The organism is Myxococcus guangdongensis (assembly GCF_024198255.1).
GTDB lineage: Bacteria > Myxococcota > Myxococcia > Myxococcales > Myxococcaceae > Myxococcus > Myxococcus guangdongensis.
Window position 1 is genome coordinate 173088 of the sequence record NZ_JAJVKW010000019.1, and the last position, 12929, is coordinate 186016.

The following is a 12929-nucleotide window of genomic DNA, read 5'->3' on the forward strand; positions in this document are numbered from 1 at the left end:
AAGTCCATGGTCCAGAGCTCCAGTCGCCTCGCCGCCGTACCGTCTCCGCTCGACGCGGGGGCGCTCGTCGAAAAGCAGCGCGCCTATTTCGAGTCTCGCGTCACGCTCCCGCTCGAGTGGCGGCGAGCGCGGCTGGAAGCCCTGGACCGGGTGGTGCGCAAGTACGAGGCGGAGATTCTCGCCGCCCTCAAGGCCGACCTCTCGAAGAGCGCCGAGGAGGCGTATCTGACGGAGGTCGGCAGCATCTATGGAGAAATCAAGGGCGCGCTCAAGCACGTCAAGGCGTGGATGAAGCCGCGCCGGGGCTCGGCGCCCATCGTCATCCAGCCGGCGCGGGCGTATCAATACTCCGACCCGCTGGGCGTGACGCTCATCATCGCGCCGTGGAACTACCCGTATCAGCTGTCCATCGCGCCGCTCATCGGGGCGCTGGCCGCCGGGTGCACCGCGGTGCTCAAGCCCAGTGAGCTGGCGCCGGCGACGTCGGCGGTGCTGGCGAAGCTGCTCGGCGAGGCCTTCTCGCCGGAGGTCGTCGCCGTGGTGGAGGGCGACGCGGACACCAGCCGCGAGCTGCTCGCGCAGCGCTGGGACCTCATCTTCTTCACCGGCGGCACCCAGGTGGGCCGCGTGGTGGCCGAGGCCGCCGCGAAGCACCTGACGCCCACGGTGCTGGAGCTGGGCGGCAAGAGCCCCTGCATCGTCGACCGGAGCGCGGACCTGGAGGTCACCGCGCGCCGCATCGCCTGGGGCAAGTACGTCAACGCGGGCCAGACGTGCATCGCCCCGGACTACGTGCTGATTCCGCCCGAGCTCAAGGCGCCCTTCACGGAGCTGGTGAAGAAGGCCGTCACCCAGTTCTACGGTCAGGACGCGCGGCAGAGCGGCGACTACGGCCGCATCATCAGCCCCAAGCACTTCGAGCGCGTGCGGGCGCTGGCGGGACACGGCAAGGTGGCCTTCGGCGGCGAGCACGACGCGGCAAGCCGCTTCTTCGCCCCCACCGTCATCACCGACGCGCCGCTGGCCAGCCCGCTGATGCAGGATGAAATCTTCGGTCCCCTCCTCCCGCTGGTGGACTGCCCGAGCATCGACGAGGCCATCCGCTTCGTGCGCTCGCGCCCCAAGCCGCTCGCGCTGTACAGCTTCGCCAAGGACTCGAACGTCAACGAGCGTGTGCTGACGGAGACGTCCAGCGGCGGCGCGGTGGTCAACGACGTGTGCGTGCACTTCGCGGCGGAGGGGCTGCCCTTCGGCGGCGTGGGAGAGTCCGGCGTCGGCGGCTACCACGGGCAGTCCAGCTTCGATGCCTTCAGCCACAAGAAGAGCGTGGTGAAGCGGCCGTTCCTGCTGGACCTGGCGATGCGCTACCCGCCGTACGTGGGCAAGCTGGGCCTCTTCAAGCGTTTGATGTAGCCCTGACACGACGAGGCCGCCGGGCAGCTGCTCCCGACGGCCTCACTCCCCCAAGCCTCCCGCGGACGGGCCACCGGGCCCATCCGGGGAGGCTTCTGTCATTACAGCGTCTTCATGTACTCGATGATGGCCCAGCGCTCGCTGTCGGTGAGCGACTGGGTGAAGTCGTGGCCCTCGTTGCCGAGCCCGTACAGGTGCGAGTTGAAGATCATGCGCGAGCGGATCTGCTTCTGGGTAATGGGCGGCGGCGACTGGTAGGCCAGCGAGTTGTAGTTGGCGACGGTGTTGGCGACGTTCGCGAACAGGATGTCGAGCGTGGCCATCTCCTGGCTGCAGGGGATGAAGGGGTCATTCGCCGGGCGGTCTCCGCAGGCCAGGGCCTGCACCTTCCAGCCGAGCTTGTTGAAGTCATACGCGGCGAAGCTCATGTCGTAGCCGGCGTTGGAGCCCAGCGAGTTGCCCTCGGTCTGCTGGCGCTTCCAGACCTTGGGGCGGTCCGAGGGCTTGAGCACGTCCCACAGGGTGGGGACGCTGGAGTTGTGGAAGTACGGCGCGGAGGCCCAGGCACCGTAGAGCGGCGTGGCGATGTAGCCAAAGGGCTTGATCCAGATGTTCGGCCCCTCCGGCGAGTAGATGGGACCCATGCCCCGGTCATACGCGGCGCGCGGCACACGGCGCAGGGCGCTGGTGATGGGGTCGTCGTAGTAGGGGCCGTGGTCCGGGTGCTGGTCGTTGTAGGCCAGGAAGGACGTGTTCCACGCGCGGCGCTTGCGCTCGTCCGCCATCAAATCCTTGCGGGCCGGGTCCGTGCGGATGGTCTCGATGGGGGTGATGACGCCGGAGATGCCCTTGAGGCGGGGGTCCGGCAGGAAGGCGGGGTTGGCGGCGTGGCGCGGCGAGTAGACGCCGTGGCAGCTGGCGCAGGAGCCGTTACCGGCCTGCTTGGGGATGTTGGCGTTGGCGCCGTTGGCCCACATGTCCCGCTCGTGGAAGAGGATGGCGCCCTGCTCGGCCAGGGCCGTGTTGATGGCCTTGGGATAGGTGGGCGGCGACATCGACACGAAGAAGTTGTCGTTGTCCTCGAACTCGGCGGTCAGCGCGCGGCGCTCGGGGGCGGAGCGGGTGATGTTGGCGATGCCGAACGCCATCTCCGAGCGGACGTTGTCGGACGTGAGCGCGCCGTCCCAGAACTGACGCGTCTTGAAGGCGCGGTACCACCAGTTGGGGGCGCGCGACATGCCGCCCGCGTGGGTGGGGAAATACTCGAGCAGGCTGGGCGCGAGCGACATGGCGTCCATGTCGAAGAGCGCGGGCAGCAAGTCGACGATGCCGATGGCGTCGCTCATGCCGCGCCCGACGCTCCAGGGCACGGGGACGATCTGGAAGACGTTGCCCACCACGGTGGAGCGGAACATGTCGGACTGGATGAGGCCGGCGTCGATGGCGTCACTGGAGCGGCCCCACAGGAAGTACCCCTCCGAGTCGTTCCCCAGCTTCGAGTCATGGCAACCCGAGCAGGAAGACGCGATGGCGCCCGTCCAGCGGCCGTTGGAGTCGCGCTCCTGGACCATTCCGAGCGGGAGTTGCCCGCTACCTCCGTTGGTGAGGTTGGGGTTCTCCCACGGGTATGGGTAGGGATTGCGGAAGGGGGCCTTGGCCAGGCCGAAGCGTTTTTGAATCTGCTCGTCGAAGTCCGACGGGCGCAAGAGGTAACCCCACAGCGTGTACATGTAGTAGTACGCGGACGCCGTGGTGAAGGGTTGGAAGTACGCCCGCGTCTCGATGTTGTGCTTTCCGCGAGCGACGCTGGCCCGGAACTCACCACACGTCTTGGGGTTGGGCGGCAGGTTGGAGACGAACGGCGCCGGCGGGGTGTGCAGGTCCACCCAGTAGGCATTGAACTGCACCGCCGCGCCCGGCTTGTTGACGCCCGGCACGACGAGCGTGCGCGGGTCCACCGGTAACAGCGTGGAGTCCGGCTTCCCCTCACAGGCCGCCGCGAACGGGGCTCGCAAGGGGGTGCTGTCCAACAACGGCAACTCGGCGGCTGCGGCCTGGGTCACTCCCAGGGCCGCGAAGAAGAAACTCGAAAAAGCCAACGAACCACTGCGGTGCAGTCGCATGAGCGGGCCCTCCTCCGCTTATTAGCAGGGTGACAACAAGGCACTTTTTATGCCTGTCAGTGAAGCGTCTCAATACGCGGCGCGTCACCGTGCGACTGCCAATTGCCAATAAGGCGTGCCCCAGAAGCGGGCTCCGAGGACAATCACAAGCAAGACGGCAACCCAACAGACAAAGACTCCCGCCGAAAGACATCCACCTCTTGTTCATCAGCAAACAGCGCTGGAGCATGCCCCTCCGCGCAGGTCAAGCCCGTCAATGCCTCCCACCTTCACGGACCTGTCCCCACGCCTGACATTGAGGGCGGGCGCGTCCAGACAGCTCCTCAATTCCAGCTTTCCGGGCCATAATGAAAGCACCGCCACGAAGGAGGCTCGCGATGTTCGACGTCATGCAGGTCGCAAGGCAGCTCAAGAGCGCGGTGCTGGCGGACCCCGAGCGTTTCTATTCGAACGAGACGGGTGCATGGGTGGCAGGGCTGCCCAGACCGCAAGAGATTCGCGTCGTCACGGGGCGGGAGCCCTTCTGGATCAACCTCGGCTACTGGCGCGACGTGGAGCGCGTGGACGAGACGAACTGTGAGCGCGTCGGTGATTTGTTCAAAGCCGCACAAGCCCAGATGGCCCACCTGCTCGCGCGCACGGCGAGACTGAGCGAGCGGGACGTGGTGCTCGACTGCGGGTTCGGCTACGCCGACCAGGACATCCTCTGGGCGGAGGAATACCGCCCCGCCAGAATCGTGGGCATCAATGTCACACCCAATCAGGTCCGCGTGGGCAAGGAGCGCGTGAAGCTGACAGGGCTGGAGGAGCGGGTCCGCCTGGAGGTGGGCTCGGCGACCCAGATTCCCTTTGGCGACGGCGAGTTCGACGTCGTCTTCGCGCTGGAGTCCGCGATGCACTTCCGCACGCGCGGCGACTTCCTGCGCGAGGCCTTCCGGGTGCTCAGGCCCGGCGGGCGTCTGGTGATGGCGGACATGTGTCAGAAGACGGACCGCGAGTCCGGCGCGGGCCTGCGCCGACGCCTGCGACACCGCTACTGGCGCGGACGGATTGCGTTTCCCGAGGCCAACGTCTGGACGACGCAGCGCTACCTCTCCGAGCTGCACGTCGCCGGCTTCCAGCAGGGGAAGCTGGAGTCCATCGCGTCGGATGTCTACCCGGCCGTCAACACCGCGCTGGCCGCGCTCCGGGGCATGACGGCCGCGGAGCGTCAGCCCGGCAGCGTCACCGTGGCGAAGGTGCGCGAGGACGTGCGGCGCGCCCGGCAGATGGAGTTCGAGCAGCTCCAGTGGCTGACGCTGTTCAACTGCGACGAGTACGCGGTGGTCAGCGCCGAGAAGCCCTGACGCCCGCGGGGCCCACGCGCCCGGAAGTCACTGGAGGACTTCCGGGCGACGGCGCTCAGACGAGCGAGGCGACGTAGAAGTGCGTCGGCAGGTGGACGACGAGCGCCTCGTGAATCTCTCCGCAGACCGCCAGGCCATCGCGCGGGAAGATGCCGGGGGGCGGCTGGGCGAAGCGGATGGAGGAGCGGCCGCTGTCGAAGATGGTGGCCGCCGCGGTGAAGTCCCCGACGATGACCTGCCCGGGGTCCACCATGCGCGCGCGGGCGATGCGCACGCCCATGCTCGTCAAATCCGCCAGCAGCCCGCCCTTGCCCACGAAGTAGCGGTAGTAGTCCGCCGGGTTGACGAGGATGCCGTCCGCGCTGCCGCCCATCTGCTCCACCCGGTCACACGCCGCCAGCAGCGATGACACGGGGTCCGAGCGCGCCGGCAGCCGGGCGACTCCCGGCGTCTCCAACAGGCCCCGCACGCGGTCCCCACCCCGCCCTCTCGCGAGCGCCTGGTTCTCCGCGGTGCACAGCCGCACCAGCAGCCGGAAGTCAATGAAGGTCGCCAGCGTCTCCGGGTCATCCAGGAGCGCGGGCGGGACTTGAATCCACGCCGTGGTGGGCTTGAGCGTGGCCAGGTCCGTGTGGAACTCGAAGGCGGCCTCGGGACGCAGGCCCACGTCCTCCACCTGGACGGTGGGCGGCGACTGGGGCGGCGTCTCGTGCCAGTACTTCACCTTGCCGCCCTCGGCCTTCACCACCTTGAACAGGCCGCGCACCGCGATGCGCGGGCGCCGCTTGAAGCCCGGGAAGGCCTCCGTGATGGTGTGCGAGAACTCCACCGAGGCCTTCGCGCCCTCTTTGGCGACGGCCTGGGCGAAGACCCTTCCGGGTGACAGGAGCGGCTGCTCCGCGGATTCGTTCGTGCTCATGGCGCTCCCGGGCCTACTCGCCCCAGTCCTCCTCGACTTCGGGCGCTTCCTCGAGCCGGAGCGGATTGAGGCCGACCACCTCGAGCTCTCCGTCACAGCCCGAGCACGTCAACACCTCGCCCTGCACGCGGCCCTCGGCCTCGATGGGCTCCGAACACGTGGGGCAGCGGGCCTGCCCGGTCGCTTCCGACTGCTTCGTCAGTGCATGCATGCCCTTGCTCCTCTTGGATTGAATCGGCGCAGTCTCTGAGTCTTCATTCCGGTCGTCAAGACAAGCCCTGAAACACAAGTGAGTGCAGCAAGGCCACATTTCTCAGGTATTTCGGCACGACGTCTCGACGTGCTCACGCGGATACACTCCGAGGGAGTGTCCGGGCGTGGGACCGCTCCAACGCGTCACGCAGGAGCGTGACGAGGGTGTGAACTCCCGGTGCACGCAGCAGCGCGTAGTGGTCGCCGGGCAGCGTGTGGACGTCCACGCCTCCCCTGGCGAGCAGGTCCCACTCGTGCGCGCGAGGTGACTCGGCGGATTCGATGGAGAGCAACGCTCCCGGGTAGGGCCTGGGCACGTAGCGCCAGGCGGCGCGGAGGTTGGATTCGAACACGGCGCGCAGCGGCGCGAGCCCTGTCTCAGGGAGCGCCGCGACGTGGCTCGCCGCGGCCTCCAGCATGCGCAGCGCTTCATCGGGGGGAAGGCTCGCGAGGACGTCCTCCGGACATGGCAGCTCCGCGCCCGCCGAGCGCAGCACGTCCCGGAAGAAGAGCGCCCCCAACCGCGCGGGTTCGAGCCAGGACGGGTCCACGGCGCCTCCCGGGTGGGCTCGCGCGTAGGTGTCGATGAGCACCAGCAGGTCCACCGCCTCGCCACGCTCCTGGAGCTGCTGGGCCATCTCGAACGCGAGCGTCCCGCCCAGGGACCACCCCCCGAGCAGGTAGGGGCCGTGTGGCTGCACCGCGCGAATCGCGAGCAGGTAGCGCTCCGCCAGGGCCTCGACGCTGTCGAGCGGCGCGGCCTCCCCATCGAGGCCCGGTGCCTGGAGGCCGAAGAAGGGCTGGTCCGGGCCCAGCAGGTGCGCGAGCTCCGCGTACGCGAGCACGGTTCCGCCCACGGGATGGACGCAGAAGAAGGGGCGCTTCGTCCCGCCGCGCAGTTGAACCAGGGGCGAGGAGGTCTCGCGCGCGTGGCCCGACAACAGGCGCGCGATGCGCTCCACCGTCGCGCCCTGGAAGAACGCGGCCACGGGGAGGGAGCGGCCCGTGAGCTCACGAATCCGCGCGAGCAGGCGCATGGCCAGCAACGAGTGGCCGCCGAGTTCGAAGAAGTCATCGCGGATGCCCACCGGATGGACGCCGAGCGTCTCCTCCCAGGCCCGGACGAGCTGGAGCTCCAGCGAGGTCCTCGGAGGAACGCGAGGCGCCGCGTCCTGGCGTGCGACGTCCGTGTCCAGCGCGGGCAAGGCCCGGCGATTCACCTTGCCGCTGGGTGACAGGGGCAGTGACTCCAACGTCACGAAGTGGCCCGGCACCATGGAGTCGGGCAGTCGCTCCTGGAGGAAGGCGCGCAGGGCCCTCGCCTCGGGAGCGGCGCCATCCGAGCCCACGACATAGGCCACCAGGCGTGACAGCCCCGAGCCATCCGCGCGTGCCTCCACCACGCAGTCCTTCACCGCGGGATGGTGCGCGAGCGCGGCCTCGACCTCCGCCAGCTCGATGCGATAGCCGCGCACCTTCACCTGTGCGTCGCGGCGTCCGAGGAACTCGACGGTGCCCTCGGAGAGGTATCGCGCGAAGTCTCCCGTCCGATACACCCGTGTGCCTGGAGCAAGGCCCAGCGGGTCCGCGACGAAGCGCTCCGTCGTCAGGTCCGGACGGTGGAGGTAACCGCGCGCCAGCGCCACTCCCCCCAGATACAGCTCGCCGGGGACACCGGGAGGAACCGGCGTGCCTCGCGCATCGAGCACGTGAACACGCGCGTTCGCGATGGGGCGACCGATGGGCGGAAGGTCCGGCCAGGATGAGGGGTCGCCCTCCAGCGTGTGGGCCGTCACCACGTGGGACTCCGTGGGCCCGTAGTGGTTGTGCAGGACGCAGCCCGGCAGACGACCGATGAAGCGCCGCAGCGCGGGTGTCACGCGGAGCTGCTCTCCGGCCGTGATGATTTCACGGAGTCGACTCGGAGCCGGTCCATCCCGGTCCGCCACCTCGGCGAGGTTCTGGAGCGCGACGAAGGGGAGGAACAGTCGCTCGACGCCGTGCTGGTCCATGTGCTCCAGCAGCGCGCGCGCATCCAGCCGCAGCTCCTCGGGGATGAGCACCAGTTCCCCACCTGCCGCCCAGGTGGAGAACAGCTCCTGGAAGCAGACGTCGAAGCTCAGCGCGGAGAACTGGAGCGTGCGCCCCTGGGGCAGGCGCGAGGCGCCCAGCTGCCACTGCACCAGGTTGAGCAGCGGCCCGTGCGGCATGGCCACGCCCTTCGGGTCTCCCGTCGAACCCGAGGTGTAGATGACGTACGCGAGCGACTCCGCCCCCGCCAGTGGCGGGAGGTCCTCCGGGTCCTCGTCCTCGAAGCGCGCCGCCTCGGTGTCGAGCAGCAGCTTCTGGGCCGTCCCTTCCGGCACGAGGTCGGCGAGGGACGACTGCGTGAGCAACCACGGAGTCCTGGAGAAGCGAAGCATCCACGCCAGTCGCTCGCGCGGATACGACGGGTCCAACGGGACGTAGGCTCCACCCGCCTTGAGGATGGCGAGCACACCGACGGCGAGGTCCAGGGAGCGACGGACACACAGGCCCACGGGCACATCGGGCCCCACGCCTCCCCGGCGCAGGAGTCTCGCCAGTCGGTTCGCTCGTTGGTTCAGCTCGCCATAGGTGAGCGCGTGCTCGCCGAAGCGGACCGCCACCGCGTCGGGAGTGCACTCGGCCTGCTCCTCGAAGAGCGCGTTCACATGACTCACGGATGGAGGTGGCGCCTCGGTAGCGTTCCACTCCACCAACAGCCGGTGCCGCTCGGCCTCGGCGAGCAGCGGCAACGTCTCGACGTCCTGCGCGGGCTGCGCGAGCGCGGACTGGAGCAGCCGGAGGTAGTGCCCCGCCATCCGCGACACCGTCCCCTCGTCGAAGAGGTCCGTGTTGTATTCCCAGGACGTCACCAGCGACTGGGGCTGCTCCTGGACGAACAGGGTGAGGTCGAACTTCGACATGCCCGGCTCGAAGGCGAGGCTCTCGACACCGAGCCCCTGGAGCGACATCGGCACGGTGGGTCCCGGCATGACGAACATGACCTGGAAGAGCGGTGAGCGGCTCAAATCCCTGCTCGGCTGCAGCGCGTCCACCAGCTGCTCGAACGGCAGGTCCTGGTGCGCGAACGCTCCCAGGCACGCCTTCCTCACCCTCCTCAGCAACTCCCCGAAGCTCGCTCCTCCCGTCTCCACCCTCACCACCAACGTGTTCACGAAGAAGCCAACCAACTCCTCCACCTGCCTCCAGTTCCTCCCCGATATCGGCGTCCCCACCACCACGTCGCCCTGCCCGCTGTAGCGCCCCAGCAGCACCTGGAACGCCGCCAGCAACGTCATGTACAGCGTCACTCCCTCCTTCCGGCTCAGCTCGCGCAGCGCGCCCGCCAGCTCGGGAGGAATCCGGAGCGACAGGTGCGCCCCGTTGAAGGACTGCACCGCGGGACGAGGTCTGTCGGTGGGCAGCTCCAGCACCGGCGGCGCTCCCGCCAACTGCTCCTTCCACCATCCCAGCTGCTTCTCCAGCACCTCACCCTTCAGCCACTCCCGCTGCCACCTCGCGTAGTCCGCGTACCGCACCTCCAACGGCGTGTACTCCGCCGTCTCCCCTCGCACCCTCGCCCCGTAACCTTCTCCCAGCTCCTTCTCCATCAGCCCCACCGACCAACCGTCGAACACGATGTGATGCACCACCCACACCAGCACGTGTTCTTCCTCCCCCACCCTCAACACCTTCGCCCTCAGCAGCGGCCCTCGCTCCAGGTCGAACGGACGCTGGGCTTCCTCCTCCACCCTTTGCAGCACTTCCGCTGCGGCGACCTGTTCCACCGTCAGCGACAGCTCCACGTCCTCGTGGATTCGCTGCACCGGCGTCCCATCCACCTCGCCGAACGTCGTCCTCAGTGACTCGTGCCTTCGCACCACGTCACGGAACGCTCCCTCCAGCGCCCTCACATCCAGTCGGCCCGTGAGCCGCGTCGCGAAGGGCATGTTGTAGGAGAACCCCTCCGCGTCGAGCTGCGAGAGGAACCACAATCGCTGCTGCGCGAAGGACTGCTCCACCACGCCGCTGTGCGGTCTCCTGGCCAGCGCGGGCGGAGGCGCACCTCGGGCCTCCTCGACGACGTCCTCCAGGTGCTCCGCGAGCTGCGCCACCGTGGGCGATTCGAAGAGCACACGAACAGGAAGGTCTCGCCCCACCACGTCCTTCAAGCGGGACACCGCCTGGGTCGCGAGCAGCGAGTGCCCTCCCAGTTCGAAGAAGTGGGCGTCCACGCCCACGCGCTCCAGGCCGAGCAGCGGACCGAACACCTCCGCGACCACCCGCTCCATCGCCGTGCGTGGCGCCACGTCGCCACCGCGTGACTCCTCCACGCGGGGCACGGGCAGCGCCTTGCGGTCCACCTTCCCCGTCGGGGCAATCGGCAGCGCCGGGAGCGCGACGAAGGCCGAGGGCACCATGTACTCGGGTACCTTCGCCTGGAGATGCGCGCGCAGCTCCGCGGGCGTCAGCGAGTGCCCCTCCTGGTACACGACGTAGCCCACCAGCCGACGGTCTCCCGGCACGTCCTCGCGCACCACCGCCACCGCGTCCCTCACGCCGGGCAGCGCGCGCAGCACCACCTCCACTTCGCCCAGCTCGACGCGGAAGCCCCGCAGCTTCACCTGCCCATCCAGGCGCCCGAGGAACTCCAGGTTCCCGTCCGCCAGCCACCGCGCCCTGTCTCCCGTGCGGTAGTAGCGCTCACCCGATGCACCCTCGAGCGTGTCCGGAAGGAACCGGTCCGCGGTCAGCTCGGGGCGACCGTGATAGCCGTGCGCCAGGCTCGCGCCCGCGACGCCTACTTCTCCCGGGACACCGATGGGACAGGGCTCGCCGTTCGCATCCAACACGAACAGGCGCACGTTGGTGATGGGCACGCCCACCGGAGGAAGCGCGGGCCACGATGAGGGCGGCCCCGAGGCCCGCCACGCGGTGACGACATGCGCCTCCGAGGGACCGTACTGATTCTCCAGCACGCACCCCGGGAGCCGCTCGAAGAAGGCCACGAGCGCGGGCGTCACCTGGAGCTGCTCTCCCGCCGTGACGACCTCCGTTAGGGGAGGCAGGACCTCCTCGGACGCCGCGGCGTCACAGACCGCCTGGAGCGCGACGAAGGGGAGATAGAGCCGCTCGACCTTGTGGCGCACCATGTACCGGAGCATCGCGCCAGGGTCCTGACGCAGCGTCGGGGTGATGAGCAGGACGCGCCCGCCCAGGCACCAGGTGCCGAACATCTCCTGGAAGGAGACATCGAAGTTGAGCGAGGCGAACTGGAGCGTCGTCGCGTCCGGCTTCACCGTCCGCTTCAGCAACCACCAGAGCATGTTGCCCACCGCGCGGTGGGACATGACGATGCCCTTCGGTCGGCCCGTGCTCCCGGACGTGTAGACGAAGTAGCAGTGCGTCTCCACGGAGAGGTCCACGCAGGGCGCGCTCGTGGGGCGGCGCGCGATGGCGGCGGACTCGTCCTCCAGGTTCAGCAGGCGCGCGGACGTCCCCGACGGCAGCGCGGCGACCAGGTGCGACTGCGCCACCACCACGGGCGCTTCGGTGTCCTCCAACATGAGCCGCAGCCGCTCGGTGGGCCACGTCGGGTCCAACGGAAGGAAGGCCGCTCCGGCCTTGAGCGTGGCCAGCACCGCCACGGGCATCTCGAGACTGCTCCGGTCCAGGCACAACCCCACCGAGCCGTTGGGCGGAACCCCCAACGCCACCAGGTGGTTCGCGAGCTGGTTGGCGCGCGCGTCCAGCTCCGCGTACGTCAGCGAGCGCGTGCCGTCCGTCACCGCCTCCGCGTGCGGCGTCCGCGCCACCTGGGCCTCCACCCATTGGTGCATCAGGCCCGGCACATAGGTCGCGTCCCGACGCGCACCCCACTCCACCAGCAGGTGCCGACGCTCCGTCGCGTCGAGCAGCGGGAGCGCGGAGACGGGCTGCTCCGAGGACTCCACCACCGCGTCGAGCAGGCGACCGTAGTGCCCCGCCATCCGCGACACCGTCTCCTCGTCGAAGAGGTCCGTGTTGTATTCCCAGGACGTCACCAGCCCGCGCGGCGTCTCCCACGCGAACAGCGTGAGGTCGAACTTCGACACGCCCGGCTCGAAGTCGAGCTCCTCGGCCGTGACTCCTTCGAGCGACAGGGGCGCCAGCTCGCCGGGCATGACGAACATGACCTGGAAGAGCGGTGAGCGGCTCAAATCCCTGCTCGGCTGCAGCGCGTCCACCAGCTGCTCGAAGGGCAGGTCCTGGTGCGCGAACGCTCCCAGGCACGCCTTCCTCACCCTCCTCAGCAACTCCCCGAAGCTCGCTCCCCCCGTCTCCACCCTCACCACCAACGTGTTCACGAAGAAGCCAACCAACTCCTCCACCTGCCTCCAGTTCCTCCCCGATATCGGCGTCCCCACCACCACGTCGCCCTGCCCGCTGTAGCGCCCCAGCAGCACCTGGAACGCCGCCAGCAACGTCATGTACAGCGTCACCCCTTCCTTCCGGCTCAGCTCGCGCAGCTTCTCTTCCAGACCATGCGAGAGCGTCACGCGCTTCAGCGCACCTCGATAGGTGCGCACCGCGGGACGAGGTCTGTCGGTGGGCAGCTCCAACACCGGCGGCGCTCCCGCCAACTGCTCCTTCCACCACTCCAGCTGCTTCTCCAGCACCTCACCCTTCAGCCACTCCCGCTGCCACCTCGCGTAGTCCGCGTACCGCACCTCCAACGGCGTGCGCTCCGCCGTCTCCCCTCGCACCCTCGCCCCGTAACCTTCTCCCAGCTCCTTCTCCATCAGCCCCACCGACCAACCGTCGAACACGATGTGATGCACCACCCACACCAGCACGTGTTCTTCCTCCCCC

General features: G+C 68.8%; 6 protein-coding genes. 2 read left to right on the forward strand and 4 right to left on the reverse strand.

Features of this window, described 5'->3' with window-relative positions; genetic code table 11:
* The first annotated feature begins 6 nt into the window (after positions 1 to 6).
* Complete coding sequence (locus LXT21_RS39660; protein WP_254043443.1) at positions 7 to 1413, forward strand: aldehyde dehydrogenase family protein; 1407 nt, start codon at positions 7 to 9, stop codon at positions 1411 to 1413.
* Positions 1414 to 1514: 101 nt separating this feature from the next.
* Here the strand turns inward: LXT21_RS39660 and roxA are convergent, their stop codons facing one another.
* Positions 1515 to 3536: a rubber dioxygenase RoxA gene (roxA, locus tag LXT21_RS39665; RefSeq protein ID WP_254043444.1), complete on the reverse strand. Its 2022-nt coding sequence runs from the start codon at positions 3534 to 3536 to the stop codon at positions 1515 to 1517.
* Positions 3537 to 3913: 377 nt separating this feature from the next.
* Between roxA and LXT21_RS39670 the strand changes: the two genes are divergently transcribed.
* On the forward strand, positions 3914 to 4882 hold the full coding sequence (locus tag LXT21_RS39670) for an SAM-dependent methyltransferase (protein ID WP_254043445.1): 969 nt from the start codon (positions 3914 to 3916) through the stop codon (positions 4880 to 4882).
* Positions 4883 to 4937: 55 nt separating this feature from the next.
* Here the strand turns inward: LXT21_RS39670 and LXT21_RS39675 are convergent, their stop codons facing one another.
* The 3 genes from LXT21_RS39675 to LXT21_RS39685 form a co-directional block, all read right to left on the reverse strand.
* The gene (locus LXT21_RS39675) at positions 4938 to 5801 is read right to left on the reverse strand and encodes a family 3 encapsulin nanocompartment shell protein (protein WP_254043446.1); all 864 of its coding nucleotides are present in this window, start codon (positions 5799 to 5801) and stop codon (positions 4938 to 4940) included.
* A gap of 13 nt (positions 5802 to 5814) precedes the next feature.
* The gene (lysW, locus tag LXT21_RS39680) at positions 5815 to 6012 is read right to left on the reverse strand and encodes a lysine biosynthesis protein LysW (RefSeq protein ID WP_074955275.1); all 198 of its coding nucleotides are present in this window, start codon (positions 6010 to 6012) and stop codon (positions 5815 to 5817) included.
* A gap of 133 nt (positions 6013 to 6145) precedes the next feature.
* Complete coding sequence (locus LXT21_RS39685) at positions 6146 to 12913, reverse strand: non-ribosomal peptide synthetase (protein ID WP_254043447.1); 6768 nt, start codon at positions 12911 to 12913, stop codon at positions 6146 to 6148.
* Between the last annotated feature and the right edge of the window lie 16 nt (positions 12914 to 12929).